This is a genomic window from Lysobacter sp. 5GHs7-4 (assembly GCF_021284765.1).
In the GTDB taxonomy this organism is placed as follows: domain Bacteria; phylum Pseudomonadota; class Gammaproteobacteria; order Xanthomonadales; family Xanthomonadaceae; genus Lysobacter.
This window is the reverse complement of sequence record NZ_CP089924.1, coordinates 2,489,536-2,506,519: the sequence shown is the minus strand read 5'-3', so window position 1 is coordinate 2,506,519 and position 16,984 is coordinate 2,489,536. Positions and strand designations below refer to the sequence as shown.

Genomic DNA, 16,984 nt, shown 5'->3' with positions numbered 1-16,984 from the left:
GCGCGCCGACCAGACTGCCATCCCCACCGGAGAGGTTTCCCATGAGCATCCAGGTCGGCGACCGCCTGCCCGAAGTCAATCTGCAACGCATCCGCGAAGGCGTCGAGACCGTCGACACCAACGCCCTGTTCGACGGCCGCAAGGTGGTCTTGTTCGCCGTGCCGGGCGCGTTCACCCCGACCTGCTCGGAAAAGCACCTGCCGGGTTTCGTCGCGCATTTCGACGACTTCCGCGGCAAGGGCATCGAGGTCGCCTGCATGGCGGTCAACGATCCCTTCGTGATGCAGGCCTGGGGCCAGACCCAGCACGTGCCGGACGGCCTGATGATGCTGGCCGACGGCAACGGCGACTTCACCCGCGCGCTGGGCCTGGAACTGGACGCCAGCGCCTACGGCATGGGCACGCGCGCCAAGCGTTTCGCCCTGTACGCCGAGGACGGCGTGGTCAAGCAGCTGCACGTGGAAGCGCCCGGCGAGTACCGCGTGTCCTCGGCCGAGCACATGCTGTCGCTGGTGTGAACGCGCGCGACGGCGCCGACACCGCCGTCACCGGCCGCTAGGCATCGTTGGGGGCACTCGCCCCCAGCGACCGCCAGGAGGTCGACATGAGTGCCAAACCCGCCAGCAAACCCGCACGCGACGCGGCCGGCAAGAGCGGCCGCAAGCCCGAAGCGGCCGTGATCGCCGACATCAAGGCCATCCGCGCGCGGGCGCGCCAGCACATCGAAGACGGCGCGATCACCGACAGCTACACCGCCGACCGCGCCACCGTGGTCAAGCTGCTCAACGAGGCCTTGGCCACCGAAATCGTCTGCGTGCTGCGCTACAAGCGCCATTACTTCATGGCCAGCGGCCTGATGGCCGACGCGGTCAAGGCCGAATTCCTCGAACACGCCAACGAGGAACAGGCGCACGCCGACCGTATCGCCGAACGCATCGTCCAACTGGGCGGCGCCCCCGATCTCAACCCCGACGTGCTGTCCGCACGCGCGCACGCCGAGTACGTCGAAGGCAGCGACCTGCGCGACATGGTCAAGGAGGATCTGGTCGCCGAACGCATCGCCATCGACAGCTACCGCGCGATCATCGATTACGTGGGCGACCGCGACACCACGACCAAGCGCCTGATGGAAGACATCCTGGCCCAGGAAGAGGAACACGCCGACGAACTGGCCGACTTGCTGGACGGCTGGACCGGACGCTGAACGCCATCGTTGCGCCTTAGCGCAAGGCCGCGGCGCCCCGTCGCGACGGCGGCAGCGCGCGGCTAGACTCGAGGCATGAGCCGCCTCGAACACATCGCCCGCCTGCGCAACCAGCTGGAGCGCGGGCATTGGCCGCGCTTCCAGATGCTGCTGATCGTTGCCCTCACCGGCGGCATCGGGTTTCTCGCTTCCTACCTGCTGCGCGACGCCGGCATGGTGGCGATGTGGCAGCGCTACCCGGCCGCGGTCGGCATCGCCTACGTCGCGTTCCTGATCCTGCTGTGGCTGTGGGCGGTCACCTTCCAAAGCCGCGCTTACGACTATCTGGACATCCCCAGCGACGGCGGATCGGGCGGCGGCTCCGGCGGTCACGCCGGCGGCGGCGGACACAGCGGCGGTGGCGGCGCATCGGCATCGTTCCAGGAGCCGGCGCCGTCGCTGCCGGCGCCGATGCCCGAGCTGGCGATGCCGAAGATCGAATTGCCCGACGGCGCCGACGGCTGCGCCGGCGACGACGGGCTGGGCTGGCTGTTGTTGGTGGCCATTGCCGCCCTGCTCGCCTTGGTCGGGCTGGCACTGCTCAGCCTGTGGGTGGTGTGGATCGCGCCGACGCTGATGGCCGAATTGTTGCTGGACGTGGCACTGGCCGGCAGCCTGTATCGGCGCCTGCGCCGCATCCAGACCCAGCACTGGGTACGCACCGTCCTGCGCCACACCTTCTGGCCCATGCTCGCGATCGCCCTGGTGCTGGCCGGCCTGGGCTACGCAGGTGCGCGCTACGCGCCGGGCGCGGACTCCATCGGCGACGTGGTCGCCGCGTACCAGGCGCGCGATTGATGCCACGACGCAGCAGCTGGTCCGCGTTTCGCCTGTTCGGCGCGCCGGTGATCTTCCATTGGAGCGTTCTGATCGTACCGGTGCTGGCGCTGGTTTCGAGCCGGAACTGGCTGCCGGCGATCGCCGGCACCGTGGCCTACCTGCTGCTGATCGTCGCGCATGAAGCCGGCCATGCCTGGGTCGCGCGTCGCAACGGCTTGTATGTGCATGCGCTGCATATCTATCCGATGCATGGCTTGTGCGAACACGAATGCGCGCGCACGCCCGGACAGGACATCGCCGTCGCTTGGGGCGGCGTCGGCGCCCAGTTGCTGCTGCTCGCGCTTGCCGTCGCCATCGGCTTGCAACGCTGGCCGGAGCCGGCCGTGCCGGTGCAAGACGCGCTGGTCGTGGCTTGGGGCGCGCTCAACCTGATGACGATCGCGCTGAACCTGGCGCCGGTTGCGCCGCTGGACGGCGCGCGGGCCTGGAAGGTACTGGCTTGGTGGCGGCAGCGCTGGCGCAAACCCGCTCGCGAGCCAAGGCCGGCGCCACCGCGACACGGCAAACGGGAAGACGGCAAGGTCGTCGCGCTGGACGCGCACCGGCGCCGGCGGCGCAAAAGCTAACGCAGGATACGGAACCGCACCCTCGCCCACGCGCCGCTGTCGGCCAGTGCGGTGAGCTGATGGTCGCCGGGCTCGGCGAACTCGTAAGCGAAACTGCCCTGGCCCGAGGTTTCGCCGATCAGGCGTCCGTCCAGCAGCCAGCGCACGCGTCGGTCGCTGCCGATCGCGCGCAGCGCCAGGCGCAGCGGTTTCGCGCTGCCGGGCGCGCGCGTCAGGGTGGCGCGGTCGTCGATGCCTTCGATCAGCAGTTCCTCGGCGCCGTCGCGGCCGTCGTCGGCGCAATCGGGCGCCAAGGGCGGCAGTCGCGAGGCGCGCCGCGTGTCGGCTGCCAGCCACGGCGAAGCCAGCGCCGGCCAGCGTGCGATTTGCGCCTCGCCGCGCGCGTGCGGCGCGCTGCAGTCGGCGGACAGGCGCAGGCCGCTGCGGGTGTCGATGTCGTAGCGCTCCACGCCGGCGTTCCACAGCCGCGCATCGCGCTCGGCGAAGGTCGGCGGCACCGAACCATCCAGCGTCCAGGCCTGCATTTTTTTCTGGCACAGCTGCGGCGCCTGCGGATCCGGTGGCAGGCCCAGCGGCCAGCACACCTCGATCTGCGCCACGTTCGCCGGCGGCGGCCGCAGCGCGCCGTCGCCGCGCTGGCGCGGCAGGCTGTCGACCACTTCGAACAGCAACGGCAAGGCGGTGACCGCGCCGTACTGGCCGGGCAAGGGCGTGCCGTCCGGCCGCCCGACCCAGACGCCGACGGTGTAGCGGCGCGTGCTGCCCAGCGCCCAGGCGTCGCGGAAGCCGTAGCTGGTGCCGGTCTTCCAGGCCACGCGCGGGCGTCCCGAGGTATCGAAGGTGTCGGCGACGCTGCCTGGGCGCGGATTGGCTTCCAGCATTTCGCGCACGATCCAGGCCGCGCCCGGCGACAGCAGGCGCCGCTCCAACAGCGGCGCCTCCGGCCCGTAGCGCACGTGCCCGGCCAGACCCTCGCGGTTCAAAGCCGCATAGGCGCCGACCAGATCTTCCAGGCGCGCGCCGGTGCCGCCCAGGATCATCGACAAGTTGGGCGTGGCTCCTCGCGGCCAATGCAACTCGATGCCGGCGTGCGCGAGCCGCGCCGAGAAGCGGCTCGGGCCGACCCGGTCCAGCAGGTCCACCGCCGGCACGTTGAGCGAAAGGCGCAAGGCTTCGGCGGCGCCGATCGGGCCATTGAAGGCGGCATCGAAATTGCCGGGCCGGTAGTCGCCGAACGCCTGCGGTGCGTCCACCAACAGGCTTTCGGAATGGATCAGGCCGTCGTCGATGGCCAGCCCGTACAGGAACGGTTTCAGGGTCGAGCCCGGCGAGCGCCAGGCCTTGACCATGTCGACGTGACCCAGCCGCGCGGTGTCGCCGAAGGTCGCCGAGCCGACGTAGGCGCGCGCTTCCAGGCTGGCGTTGTCGATCACCAGCAGCGCCGCCGAAGTGCGTTCGGGCAGATTGGAGAAGTACGCCGCGACGCGGTCCTCCAGCGTGCGCTGCAGTTCGATGTCGATGGTCGACACCAGCCGCGCCGCTTTGGGCTGCTCGAAGCGCAGGCGCTGCGCCAGCAAGGGCGCGTGCTGCGGCGCCTGCAGCGAACGCGCGACCACCGGTTCGATGCGCGCGTCGGCGACCAGCGCCGGCGACCACACGCCCAGCGCGGCCATGCGCGCCAGCACCTTGTCGCGCGCGATACGCGCGCGCTCGGGCTCGCGATCGGGCCGCAGGCGGCTGGGCGACTGCGGCAGCACCGCCAGCAGCGCCGCTTCGGCATGCGAGAGCCGCGACGAGGGCTTGCCCAGATAGGCCCAGCTGGCCGCTTCCACGCCCTCGACGGTGCCGCCGAACGGCGCGCGGTTGAGGTACAGGCCCAGGATCTCGCGCTTGGACAGGTGCGCTTCCAACTGCAACGCGCGCAGCAGCTGCTTGAGCTTGCCCCAGGGCGTGCGCGTGTGCGGATCGAGGATGCGCGCGACCTGCATGGTCAAAGTGGAGCCGCCGGACACCACCCGCCCGCTGCTCAGCCACTGCCCGCCGGCACGCAGCAGCGCGTAGGGATTCACGCCCGGGTGCTTCCAGAACCAGCGGTCCTCGTAGTTCAGCAGGGCCTGCAGGTACAGCGGCGAAACCTGCTCCATGCGCACCGGATAGCGCCAGATTCCGCCGCGGTCGGCGAACGCGCGCAGCGGCGTGCCGTCGGCTGCCACCACCACCGCGCCGGCCTGGCCGTCGCGCGGCAACGGCAGCGGGAACGCGAGGTCGAGCAGCATCGCCGAGGTGAAGAACAGCAAGGCGGCGAGCAGCGCTTTGAGGGCGCGGCGGCGCCGCTTGTGCGCGGTCGTCGCCGCCCCTCGGTCAGCGCGACGCCACCACCGCCTCCGCACGCCATCGCCTCCTCTCCCGCTTGCGGGAGAGGGTTGGGGTGAGGACCGCTCCGACGCCGGAGGTTCCGTACTGCTCACTGGATGCACCGGCTTTCGTTTACTGGAGTTCCGGGATTGAAAGCATTCACGCCTACGGCGCTTGCGAGCCACTGGCTCGCGCCGCACCGAACGCCCGACCGCTGTGCGGTCGGGCCGGGGTGCGGGTTGGGGTGAGGGCCGCCCTCACTTCCCCGGCTGCGTCACCGTCAGCATCGCCGGCACCGCCTTGCCGACGCCGCGCAGGTCGGGACGGTACATGTCCTCGACCAACGACGGCGGCACGGTGTAAGTACCCGGCGTGACCGCGCGCACCAGATAGAACACGCGCGCGGTGTCGCCGACGTCGAGCTTCAGCGCGGCCACGTAACGGTCGTCGCGGAACTCCTCGTGGCGCACCTCGGCCGCGTCGTCGCGGTCGGAGATCTCGATGCCGTCCACCACCACGCCCGCCCATTGCTTGGCGTCGCCGAGGTTGAAGTTCTCGATTTCCAGACCGGCCGGCAGCAGGTCGGTGAGCAAGGCATCGGGCATGGCGCGGCTGGCCTTGATGCTGACCTGCACGATCAACGCCTCGCCCTCTTCCAGGCTGCCGCCTTCCCAGGCCTCGCCCTTGGTCGTGTAGTACTTGCGCTTGACCTCGATCACCGAGCTGTCCGGCTCCGGCGCGCGGCGCGGCACGCCGGCCACTTCCATGCTGGCGTACAGCGGCGGCTGGCCGACCGGGGCGAAGCTCACGCCCGCCGACAGCGCGTCGTAGTCGAACACGCGGCCGACGATCTTGGCCGCGCCGGCATCGGCAGCGACCTCGCCGACCTTCCACTGGCCGGACACGGTCTTGGCCTGGTCGGCCATCAGCGACTTGCCCAAGCGCGCCAGCGCGACCTGCTCCTGCGTGCTCAGCCACAGCCAGCCGCGGTTGCGCCGCGCATCCAGCTCCAGGCCCAGCGGCACGGCGCGCGCGTCATAAGCCGGCGTGGCGTAGCCGCGTTCGTGCACCAGCGCGATCATCAGCGCGTCGTCGCGCACGCGGCTGCCGTAGTCGCCCAGGTACTCCGGACGGTCCTTGGAGTCGCGCGCGAAGCCCTCGGCGATCGCCTTCTTGCCGCGCGCCTTGTCGCCCTGCATCGACAGCGCCAGGCCCAGATGCACCAGCGGCAGGCCGGTCAGGCTGTTCTTGCGCTCGTTGTCGTACAAGGCGCGCAAGGTGCCCAGCGGGGCGCGGTTGACGCGTGCGAGCACGTAGCCCGCATGCGCCTGATAGGCGAACTTGAGGTGTTCGCGGCGGTCGTAGCCGAAGAACTGCGCACCGCCCGACAGCAGATCCTCGTTGAGCACCTTCAGCGACTTCTGCAGCATCGCCTCGGGCACCGCGAACCCGCCATCGCGCGCGTCGAGCAGGAACTCGACCACGTACGGCGTGATCGCCTGATTGACGTAGTCGCCGTCGCCCCACATCGAGTAGTGGCCGGAACCGATCTGCATCGCCGCCAGACGGCCGAACGCGCCTTCCATGCGCGCGCGCCGCTGCTTGGCGTCCAGGCCCTTGACCCCGAGCATCTTCGCCGTCGCCTCGTCCAGCTCCAGCGCGGCATAGCCCTTGCTGGTGGTCTGCTCGGCGCAGCCGTACGGGTACTCCAGCGCGCCCTGCAAGGCGCTGGCGAACGGAATCGGCGGCAAGGCGCTGACCGTCATGCGCGCATTGACCGAACCGGGCATCAGGCCGTCGGCGAAGTCCGCGCCCAGGCGCACCGGCGCGTTGTCGCCCAGCACCTGCGTGCGTGCGCGCAACACCTGCGGCCAGGCCGGCCGCACCGGCACGTCGTAGCGGCGATCGACCTTGTAGCCGTTGCCCTCCACGCGCACGCGCACCTGCGCCACCGTGTAGCCCTCGCGGGCCACGATCGGGAAGGTGTAGGTGGTCTTGGCATCCACGCCCAGGCTGGCCTTGCGATTGCCGTCGCTGAGCGAGAGCGGACCGATGCCCTCCACCTTGACCTCGAACTCGCCGGGCTTGCCGGTGAAGTTCTGCACGTCGAGGGTGACGTTGCTGCGGTCGCCCGGCGCCAGCACGCGCGGCGTGCTGGCTTCGGCCAGCACCGGCGCGCGCACGATGGTCTCGCGATCGCGCTTGCCGTACTTGCCGCCGGAATACACCAGCGCCGAGACCCGCAGGGTGCCGTTGAAATCCGGCACCGCCAGTTTGACCACGGCATTGCCCTTGGCGTCCAGACGCACCGGACCGGCGAACAGGTCCACCGTCTGCACCTTGGCGGTCGGGCGCCGCGCCTGCGGCAAGGCCTCCAGCGCCATGTCGCCGCCGAAGCGCAGCTTGGCGGTGCCGCCCTCGAAGCTTTCGATCACGCGCCCGTAGACGTCGTAGGCGTCCACGCCCAGACGGCGCTGGGCGAAGAAGTGCGCGGCTGCGTCCGGCACCGGGAAGCGGGTGATGTTGAGGATGCCGACATCGACCGCGGACACGGTCACGTAGGCTTCCTGCCCCGCCAGCTGCGGCGCGCTGACCGTGACCGGCAGGTCGCGCTCGGGACGCATCAGCTTGGGCACGTTGAGCCCGACCGCGACCGTGCGCTCGCGTCGGTCCATCGGCACGTGGGCGATGCCGACCGCGCGCGCCGGCGTGATCTTGCTGGGCGCGCTGCCGCCGCGGAACACCAACGCGGTGACGTAGACGTCATGGCGGTCCCAGTCGTTGGTGACCGGAATCTCGAAGCTGCTGCCGGCCTTCACGTCGATCGCCTGCACGTACAGCATGCGGTCGCTCTCGACCATCAGCAGGCCCTTGCCCGCGTGCGGCGGGGTCAGGGTGACCTTGAGCGTGTCGCCGGCCTTGTAAGCGGTCTTGTCCAGCGCGATCTTGACCTTGTCGGGACGCGCATCGAGGCCGCGGTTCTGGTCGTCCCAGCTCCAGCCGGCCTTGAACGGATAGCGCGTGGTCAGCTGGGTCGCCGGATCGTAGACGTCGACGCGGTACTCGCCCCACTCGACCGGGAAATCCAGGCGCAGCGGCGACGCGCCCAGATCGACGTTGCGAGTCTGGATGTCCTCGTAGCGGCGGTTGAAATCGTAGTCCCAGCCGCCGTCGGCGTCGTAGTTCCAATGGTAGTCGCGGTGCTCGCGCACCAGCGTCACGCGCAGGCCGCGGCCCGGACGCGGCTTGCCGTCGGCGCCGACGCGGGTCAGCTCGAAACCGGCGTTGCCGTTGGAATCGGTGCCTTCCTTGTCGTCGAACAGCGGGCGCACGCCGACCAGCGCATCGGCCGGCCACAGCACGCGCTTGAGGCTGCGGTTGACGCTGCGGCCGCCGCTTTCGTAGACGCTGCCGGTGAGGATGGCGGCGATCGGCGTGACCGGCTTGGCCTCGCTGGGCAGCGGCACGTCCTGCTTCAACTTGCCCTGCGCATCCAGCGCGGTGTCGACCACGTCCTTGACCTCCTTGGGCAGGGTCACGGTCGGATCGCCGAAGAAATAACCGGGCAGCTGTTCCAGCGGATGCTGCTCCACCATCACCGCCAGCTTGGCGGTGAAGCGGTTGCCGGCCGCGGGCGCGCCGTACAGATAGGCGCCGTCGACGGCGAGCTTGATCGGCTCGCCCGGCTTCAAGGTGGTCTGTGCAGTAAGGTCGAGCTTGAGGCGCTCGGGCAGGAACTCCTCGATGCGCAGGGTCATGCCCTGCACCGCTTCCTTGCTGGCCGGATCGGTGCGGAACTCGACCCGCCAACGGCCGGTCGCGGCGTCGGCCGGAATCACCTGCGCGTGGCGCACATAGCCCTGGCTGTCGGGCTGCAGGCGCGTTTCCAGGAAGGTCTTGCCGTCGGGCTGCACGTAGCGCAGGAACACCGGCTGCAGGGCCTTGCCCTTCAGCGCGACCGGCTTGCCGTCCTGGTCGCGCAGCAACGCCGACAGGCGCACGGTCTCGCCCGGGCGGTAGAGATCGCGCCCGGACCAGGCGAACACGTCGAACCAGGCCTGCTCGCGGCCGGACACCGCGAACTCGGACAGGTCCAGCGCCGGTTGGTTGAACGGCAGCATCGACACGTCGCTGCCGCGCTGCGCGACCAGCACCTGGGTCGCGTCCAGCTTGTAGGGCAGCATGACGTTGCCGTTGCGGTCGGTCTCGCCCTTCAGCACCGGCTCGCCGGCGGCGTCCAGCACCTTGAGCTCGACGCCGCCGACCGCGTCGCCGTTCTCCAGCGAGGCGGTGTGCACGAACAGCTTGTCCTTGTAGACGCGCGCGTGCAGGCCCAGATCGCTGACGGTGAAGAACGCGGTCTCGAACTCGTCCTTGAACTGGCCGCTGCGCTTCATCACCGCGAAGTACAGACCGGGCTTCTGCAGCTCTTCGATGTCCTGCAGCGGCAGATAGGTCAGCACGCGCTCGTTGGGCTTGCCGCCGAGCACGAAGCGATTGACGTAGACGGGTTCGGCCAGCTTGGACAGCGGCGTCTTGTCGTCCCAGTCGCGCTCCAGTTCCCAGCTGCCGCGGCGGCCGCCGCGCTGGTACTCGGCGAAGAACTTCGGCAGCTCCTTGTCCTTGATGCGCATGAATTCGACGTCGACTTCGGCGACGTTGATCGACACCACCGGCAGGCCGCGGCTCTCGCGCGCCGGCAGCACGCTGCCTTGCGAGGCGAAGCCGACCACCGGGTCCAGCGGACCGGTGTAGACGTTGCGGGTCACCGCCTTGCCGATGCGGTCGCCGTCGGCGGCGGTCAGGCCGCCCTTGATGGTGACCACGTAGTCCTTGCTGGCCTCCACGTGCGGGAAGCGCAGCACCTTGCCGCCCTCGTCCAGCACCCAGCTGCCCTTGACCACCGCGCCGTTCTTATCGGCGACCGCGATCAGATCGTCGAAGGCCTGGCTGCCGACCAGCGGCTGGCTGAACTCCAGCGCGATCGCCAGTTGCTCGTCCGACTTCTGATCCGGATACGCCGCGACCAGGCCGAATCCTTCCACTTTGTCGCGCTTGGCCTTGATCGCCTCGCCGCTGACTTCGGGCAATTGCCCGGTGGTGTCGCGCTTGCAGGCAACGGGCGCGGCGACCAACACGATCGCCAGGGCCAAGGCGGCGGCGGCGCGCGAAGCGCGGCGGATGATGCCAGTAACGAACGCAGTTACCACAGGACTTGCAGCCGAACCCACGCTTTCCATGTCGTCTCCCCTCGGGTTGCGACGAGTATAGAGCGGCGCGTGTGTTACGCAGCAGCGACGTTGGCAAATATTTAGCGACCGATTCGGCGGCGTTGTCGGCACAGATATTGCGTGCCCGGCTTGCGCCGAACCGGTTAGTACACTGTTTCAAACCGAGACAGGCACGGGCCGGCGGCGCTCGCGGTCCGCCGGCCGGTACGGGATGCGGTCCGGCCTCAGGTCCGAACGAAAATTTCCACGCGCCGGTTCAACTGCCGGCCCGCGGGATGGTCCTGCCCGTTCAACTCGTTCGGCGCCACCGGCTGCGACTCGCCGTAGCCCTTGGCATCGGCCTCCTGCGCCGCGCCGCGTTGGCGCAAGGCGGCGATGACGGCCTGCGCGCGGCGCTCGGACAGATCCAGGTTGTAGTCGTCGCCGCCCTTGGCGTCGGTGTGGCCGCGGATCTCCATCGCCCGCGCCGGCACCTTTTGCAACGCCGCAGCCAGCGTATCGAGCACCGGCACCGCGTCCGGCCGGATCTGCGCCTGGTCGAAGTCGAACAGCACCCGGTCGTTGAGGGTGATGACGAAGCCGCAGGGCGCGCCGGGCGGCGCGAACTTCTTCAGCGGCGGGAACTTGCCCGCCGGCGCGACCTTGGGAATCGGCGCCATCTTCATCTCGCGCGCCGGCGCCCCAACCCGGCCCTTGCCGTCGCCGTCGTTGATCACCAGGCCCTGCGGACTGTTCCAGCTGCCGCTGCCGTCGGCGTTGATCGTGACCACGCCCTGCGGCCCGTTCCAGCTCCCCGAACCGTCGCCGTTGTTGGTGATCACGCCGCTGTCGTTGTTCCAGGTGCCGCCGCCCTTTCCGTCCAGGCGGATGATCCCGTACTTGCCGTTGTAGCTGCCCGAGCCGTCGGCCTCGACCGTAACGATCGCATCGTCCGCGCCGTCCTCGCCGCTGCCGTTGATGCTGCCGCTGCCGTCGGCGTCGACGGTGACGATGCCGCCGCCGAAGTTGGCGGTACCGCTGCCGTCGGCGGCGATGCGGAAGATGCCCTCGTCGCCGTTGCGCGAGAGCTTGCCGTCGGCGTCCACGCTGGTGATGCCGGCGTCGTTGACCAGGGCGCCGTCGGCGACGCAGTTGGCCGGGCGCACGCTGATGCCCGCGATCGGATCGATGATGTCCTGCATCGCGTTTTCCAGCGTCTGCTGCGCCGGGCCGATGCCGACGACGTCCGGCACCACGATCTGCGGAATGACCGGGAACTCCCTGTCGCCGGCCGTCTTCGGCGCGGCGTCGGTGGCCAACGCGGCGGCCGGTTGCGACTGCGGTTGATCGGACGCGCTGGCTCCATCCGCGCCCTGCGCAGGCCCGCGACTGCAAGCGCAAGCCAGCCACACCATCCCGATCAGCATCCCTGCACGGCGCATCGCCATAAATCGAACTCCAGTAAATAGGGGCCTGCACTATAGGTGCGAAACGTTAATGTCCGCTGACGATTTCGCCCAGGGGCACGTCGCGCCCGCGCCTGGCCATGGACGCAGAGCGCACGTGCCGCATTCGCGCTTTCTGGCACGCTTTAAACACATTTATCGCGTGTTTCATGCGCATAAAGCTTGCTTGAAACACTATTTCAACGCACCTCATCTGTGCGCTTCGCATCGCAACGGAAACGCCGATGCTTGATTGCGGTCACGCTTGCATGCGCCACCACCTCGTCTTTCCCTCTCTCTGCAGCGGCCGCCGCTTGGCTAGCTTGGCAATCAGGGCGCAACGCGGCACCCGTCGATCGCCGCGCGGCTCCTGTCGCCTCTCTGCGCACCGGCAAGCACGGACGCCGCGCGTGGGGACACCGCCATCGCCACGGCCGCCCGCGGCCGACCGGAGAGAAAACCCGATGACCACCCGCCACTACGCAGCACCGCTCGCCCAAGCCGCCTTGCTGCTGTCCATCGTCAGCGCGCCGGCCTTCGCCGCCAAGCCCTTGTTCGTCGGCGACGCCACGCCAGCGCCGAGGAGCGCCGCGCTGGCGACCGCTCAGCACCTGTCCAAGGCAGGCCCGACGCGCAGCCTGCGCATCGAACGCGCCGACGCCTCGGCGGTCAGCGCGCAAAATCGCGAGATCGACCTGCGCCTGGGATCGCGCCTGGTCACCGCCGTGCTCGACAACGCCCACCGCACCGAACGCGGCAACACCGTCTGGCTCGGCCGCCTGCGCGACTCGCGCGGCGCCTCGGCCTTGCGCGGCGCGCGCGAAGTGCGCCTGGACGAACGCAACTCGGTGGCCCTGGTCCGCCACGGCGACCGCATCACCGGCAACGTGCGCGTCGACGGCACCCTGTACCGCATCCAGTCCCTGCCCGACGGCAGCAACGCGGTGATCGAGGTCGACGAGAGCCGCATGCCGCCGGATCACGCCGCCGACTACAGCGAAGCGGCCATGCCGCAGTTCGACATGCGCGGCGCCGCCGCGCGCGCGGGCGGCCTGGTCGGCGCGGCCGCGATCGATCCCGGCGCCACCGCCACCATCCGCGTCCAGGTGGTCGCCACCAACCAGGCCGTCGCGGCCTACGGCGGCGACATGGAGGCGTTGATCGAACTGGCCGTGGCCGAAAGCAACCAGGGCTACGTCAACTCCAACGTCGGCATCAACATGGTGCTGGCCAACTACCGCACGGTCGAATACACCTCGGTCGGCGACGGCCACGCCACCGACGTGCAGCGCTTCGCGGTCACCAACGACGGCTACATGGACGACATCCACGCCAGCCGCGACGCCAACGCCGCCGACGTCAACGTGCTGGTCATCGACGACGACAGCAACTGCGGCCGCGCCCGCGCGATCGGCTCCAACGCCGCCAGCGCCTTCGCCACCGTGTACTGGGATTGCGCGACCGGCTACTACAGCTTCGCCCACGAGATCGGCCACCTGCTGTCGGCCCGCCACGACCCGGCCAACGACCCCACCAGCACGCCCTATGCCTACGGCCACGGTTACCAGTACGCGCCGGCCAGCGGCGCGCGCTGGCGCACCATCATGGCCTACCAGTGCAGCGGCGCCGCCTGCACGCGCCTGAACTACTGGTCCAACCCCGACGTCACCTACAACGGCGTGGCCATGGGCAACACCAACCTCAGCCACAACCAGCGCGTGCTGGTGCAGACCAAGGCGACCATGGCCGCGTTCCGCCCCGACCCGGGCGCGAACACCGCACCGGTGGCCAACTTCACCTCCTCGGCCAGCGGCCTGACGGTGGCCTTCACCGACACCTCCACCGACAGCGACGGCAGCATCGCCTCGCGCAGCTGGAACTTCGGCGACGGCACCACCTCCACCGCGGCCAATCCCAGCAAGACCTACTCGGCGGCCGGCAGCTACACCGTCAGCCTGACGGTCACCGACGACGACGGCGCCACCCACACCAAGACCGGCACGGTCACGGTCAGCACTGGAGGCGTGCAGACCTACAGCAACGGCACCGACGTCAGCATTCCCGACAACAACGCTACGGGTGTCACCAGCTCGATCGTGGTCGCCGGCCGCAGCGGCAACGCACCCAGCAATGCCTCGATCTCGGTCAACATCGTCCACCCGTACAAGGGCGACCTGATCGTGGACCTGCTGGCGCCGGACGGCTCGGTCTACAACCTGCACAACCGCAGCGGCGGCAGCGCCGACAACGTCAGCGGCACCTTCAGCAAGAATCTGTCGACCGAGACCCTCAACGGCACCTGGCGCCTGCGCGCGGCCGACCGGGCCGGCCAGGACGTGGGCTACATCGACAACTGGAGCATCACCTTCTGATGCGGCCGCGCCGCCGGGCACCCTGCCCGATCGCGATCCCAAAACCCCGGCCACGGCCGGGGTTTTTCTTTGGCCTTGCTGCGAAAACGACCGGCCCGCCGGTTTTCGCGATAACTGGGATAGTGCCCACGCTTAACCGCGGAACTGGATCACATTCGCCAATTGATTATCTACCCGACAAAATAATAGCGCCCGACAAAAACAGTGAATTCGCGGTGAAAGCCATTGATTTAGCTGAATAAGATTTACAACGCACTTCAGGCGAAAATGCCCTACTCCGACCGCGCAATATCCTTGTGCGTTGCAGCAATTTATTTAAAACATTATTACAAACCGATTTCCATCTCGTGAATCCGAGATTCACGCGCCAAACCCAGCAAAAAAACGGTTTCAGATGTAATCGCCGGGTACCGCGACGCGGCGGCCGTCTCCCTTAACGGATGTGACTCAGTTCCATTCCTTTGACGCTGATTCGCGCAGCGACCTAGCGTCGCTGCGCCGTCGCGAAGGACATCGCGCCGGTATCCGATAGACCCACGACCTACCGCACGCACACGGACGTCTTCAGTGCGCAGGGCCAGGGCGTGTTGGTGACAGGGGGCGGATGCACCACCTGCAGTGAGCCGGCCGCGTTCGCGGCCCGACCAACAACACTAGCTTCGGGGGTACCACCAGTGAATCGTCATTCCGTACCGAAACTGCACGCGCTCGCGGCCGCGGCCGCCCTGGTCCTGGCCGCTGGCGCGGCCGATGCGGCGCAACGCGTCGATCTGCACCAGCAGCGCAACGTCAGCCAGGTCAACCAGCAGTACCGCGCCGCCACCGCCAACGTCGGCGTCAGCGCCGATGCCGGCGCGCGTCACGCCGAGATGCTCGCGCTGGACGCCCAGTCCACGCTCAAAGCCGTGGCGATCAAGACCGACCGCAACGGCACCCGCCACTACCGTTACCAGCAGAGCCACCAGGGCGTGCCGGTCTTCGGCGAGCAGCTCGTGGTCAGCGAAGACGCCAACGGCAACGTGCGCACCCTGTTCGGCCAGATGATCAACGGCCTCGACGCCGACCTGCCCAGCGTCACGCCCAAGCTGGCCAAGGCGCAGGCGCTGAGCGTCGGCAAGCGCGCCGGCCTGGGCAACCGCCAGGGCCTGCTCGGCACCCGCGACGAGAAGACCGAGCAGGTCATCTACGTCGACGACGCCGGCCGCGCTCACCTGGCCTACGTGGTCTCCTACTTCGCCGATGCCGCCAAGGGCGGTTCGCCGACGCGTCCGTTCGTGATCGTCGACGCCAACAGCGGTCGCGTGCTCAAGCAGTGGGACGCGCTGGCGCACGCCAACGGCACCGGCCCCGGCGGCAACCAGAAGACCGGCCAGTACGAGTACGGCACCAACTTCGGTTACCTCGACGTGGCGCAGAGCGGCAGCACCTGCACCATGAACAACGCCAACGTGAAGACGGTCAACCTCAATCACGGCACCAGCGGCAGCACGGCGTTCTCCTACACCTGCCCGCGCAACACCGTGAAGACCATCAACGGCGCGTATTCGCCGCTGAACGACGCGCACTACTTCGGCAAGGTCGTCTACGACATGTACGGCGCCTATGTCGGCGTGCCGCCGCTGACCTTCCAGCTGACCATGCGCGTGCACTACAGCAACAGCTACCAGAACGCGTTCTGGGACGGCTCGGCGATGACCTTCGGCGACGGCGGCTCGACCTTCTATCCGCTGGTCAGCCTGGACGTGTCGGCGCACGAGGTCTCGCACGGCTTCACCGAGCAGAACTCCAACCTGACCTATTCCGGCCAGTCCGGCGGCATCAACGAAGCGTTCTCCGACATGGCCGGCGAAGCCGCCGAGTACTACATGAACGGCAGCAACGACTTCCTGGTCGGCGCGCAGATCTTCAAGGCCAGCGGCGCCCTGCGCTACATGGCCAATCCGCCGCAGGACGGCAGCTCGATCGGCCATGCCTCCAACTACACCAACGGCATGGACGTGCACTACTCGTCGGGCGTGTACAACAAGGCGTTCTGGAAGTTGGCGACCACCTCCGGCTGGGACACGCAGAAGGCGTTCAAGGCCTTCGCCCGCGCCAACCAGCTGTACTGGACGGCCAGCACCAACTTCATCCAGGGCTCCTGCGGCGTCGAAACCGCGGCCACCGATCTGGGCTACAACGTCGCCGACGTCAGCGCGGCCTTCGCCCTGGTCGGCGTGGATTGCCCGGGCGGCGGCAACGCTCCGCCGGTGGCTAACTTCACGTCCTCGGTCAGCGGCCTGACGGTGGCCTTCACCGATACCTCCACCGACGGCGACGGCACCATCGCCTCGCGCAGCTGGAACTTCGGCGACGGCACCACCTCGACGGCGGCCAACCCGAGCAAGACCTACACGACGGCCGGCACCTACACGGTCACGTTGACGGTCACCGACGACGACGGCGCCACCAACACCAAGACCGCCTCGGTCACGGTCGGCGGCACCGGCGGCACCCAGACCTACACCAACACCACCGACGTCAACATTCCCGACAACAACTCGACCGGCGTGACCAGCAACATCACGGTGTCGGGTCGTACGGGCAATGCGCCGGCCAACGCCTCGATCTCGGTCAACATCGTCCACACCTACAAGGGCGATCTGGTCGTGGACCTGGTCGCGCCGGACGGTTCGGTCTACAACCTGCACAACCGCAGCGGCGGCAGCGCCGACAACATCGTCACCACGTACAGCCGCAACCTGACCACGGAAGCCCTCAACGGCACCTGGAAGCTGCGCGTGCGCGATCTGGCGTCCATCGACGTGGGCTACATCAACAGCTGGAGCGTCACGTTCTGATCGCGCCGTCCGGGCCAGGGACCGGCCCGGCATCGCGAACGCTACAAAAAAACCCCGGCTACGGCCGGGGTTTTTCTTTTCCGCTCACGAAAACGCCGCCCGAAGGCGGCGTT

General features: G+C 68.7%; 9 protein-coding genes and 1 pseudogene. 7 read left to right on the top strand and 3 right to left on the bottom strand.

Going from position 1 to position 16,984, the window contains the following annotated elements:
* The first annotated feature begins 41 nt into the window (after nucleotides 1-41).
* The 4 genes from LVB77_RS11370 to LVB77_RS11355 all read left to right on the top strand — a co-directional run bounded on the left by LVB77_RS11370 (nucleotide 42) and on the right by LVB77_RS11355 (nucleotide 2,649).
* Nucleotides 42-518, top strand: a complete 477-nt coding sequence (locus LVB77_RS11370) for a peroxiredoxin (RefSeq protein ID WP_232906230.1) — start codon at nucleotides 42-44, stop codon at nucleotides 516-518.
* Nucleotides 519-604: 86 nt separating this feature from the next.
* Nucleotides 605-1,204 carry a ferritin-like domain-containing protein gene (locus LVB77_RS11365; RefSeq protein ID WP_232906229.1) on the top strand — a complete coding sequence of 200 codons (600 nt, stop codon included), beginning with the start codon at nucleotides 605-607 and terminating at the stop codon, nucleotides 1,202-1,204.
* Between the two features lie 75 nt (nucleotides 1,205-1,279).
* Complete coding sequence (locus LVB77_RS11360) at nucleotides 1,280-2,041, top strand: hypothetical protein (RefSeq protein WP_232906228.1); 762 nt, start codon at nucleotides 1,280-1,282, stop codon at nucleotides 2,039-2,041.
* An 80-nt stretch (nucleotides 2,042-2,121) separates the two neighbouring features.
* Complete coding sequence (locus LVB77_RS11355) at nucleotides 2,122-2,649, top strand: hypothetical protein (RefSeq protein WP_232906227.1); 528 nt, start codon at nucleotides 2,122-2,124, stop codon at nucleotides 2,647-2,649.
* On the opposite strand, the gene pbpC is transcribed toward LVB77_RS11355, so the two are convergent.
* The 3 genes from pbpC to LVB77_RS11340 form a co-directional block, all read right to left on the bottom strand.
* The gene (gene pbpC / locus LVB77_RS11350) at nucleotides 2,646-4,925 is read right to left on the bottom strand and encodes a penicillin-binding protein 1C (protein WP_343226235.1); all 2,280 of its coding nucleotides are present in this window, start codon (nucleotides 4,923-4,925) and stop codon (nucleotides 2,646-2,648) included. The genes LVB77_RS11355 and pbpC overlap by 4 nt on opposite strands.
* A 336-nt stretch (nucleotides 4,926-5,261) precedes the next feature.
* Complete coding sequence (locus LVB77_RS11345) at nucleotides 5,262-10,157, bottom strand: alpha-2-macroglobulin (protein WP_232906226.1); 4,896 nt, start codon at nucleotides 10,155-10,157, stop codon at nucleotides 5,262-5,264.
* Nucleotides 10,158-10,459: 302 nt separating this feature from the next.
* Nucleotides 10,460-11,656 (bottom strand): OmpA family protein, encoded by a 1,197-nt coding sequence (locus LVB77_RS11340; protein WP_232910257.1) that lies wholly within the window; start codon nucleotides 11,654-11,656, stop codon nucleotides 10,460-10,462.
* A gap of 467 nt (nucleotides 11,657-12,123) precedes the next feature.
* Between LVB77_RS11340 and LVB77_RS21305 the strand changes: the two are divergent.
* The 3 genes and pseudogenes from LVB77_RS21305 to LVB77_RS11320 form a co-directional block, all read left to right on the top strand.
* Nucleotides 12,124-13,416, top strand: a pseudogene (locus LVB77_RS21305) (M12 family metallo-peptidase); the annotation flags it as partial.
* Nucleotides 13,402-14,031 (top strand): PKD domain-containing protein, encoded by a 630-nt coding sequence (locus LVB77_RS21350; RefSeq protein WP_343226234.1) that lies wholly within the window; start codon nucleotides 13,402-13,404, stop codon nucleotides 14,029-14,031. The pseudogene LVB77_RS21305 and the gene LVB77_RS21350, both read left to right, overlap by 15 nt.
* A 674-nt stretch (nucleotides 14,032-14,705) precedes the next feature.
* Nucleotides 14,706-16,871, top strand: coding sequence for a M4 family metallopeptidase (locus LVB77_RS11320; protein ID WP_232906225.1), 2,166 nt, complete (start codon nucleotides 14,706-14,708; stop codon nucleotides 16,869-16,871).
* The last annotated feature ends 113 nt before the right edge of the window (nucleotides 16,872-16,984 follow it).

Excerpts from the sequence above, each read along its gene's own strand:
- LVB77_RS11360 (WP_232906228.1), top strand. The coding sequence starts at position 1,280 with ATGAGCCGCCTCGAACACATCGCCCGCCTGCGCAACCAGCTGGAGCGC.
- LVB77_RS11340 (WP_232910257.1), bottom strand. The coding sequence starts at position 11,656 with ATGCGCCGTGCAGGGATGCTGATCGGGATGGTGTGGCTGGCTTGCGCT.
- pbpC (WP_343226235.1), bottom strand. The coding sequence starts at position 4,925 with ATGCTGCTCGACCTCGCGTTCCCGCTGCCGTTGCCGCGCGACGGCCAG.
- LVB77_RS21350 (WP_343226234.1), top strand. The coding sequence starts at position 13,402 with ATGGCCGCGTTCCGCCCCGACCCGGGCGCGAACACCGCACCGGTGGCC.
- LVB77_RS11370 (WP_232906230.1), top strand. The coding sequence starts at position 42 with ATGAGCATCCAGGTCGGCGACCGCCTGCCCGAAGTCAATCTGCAACGC.
- LVB77_RS11365 (WP_232906229.1), top strand. The coding sequence starts at position 605 with ATGAGTGCCAAACCCGCCAGCAAACCCGCACGCGACGCGGCCGGCAAG.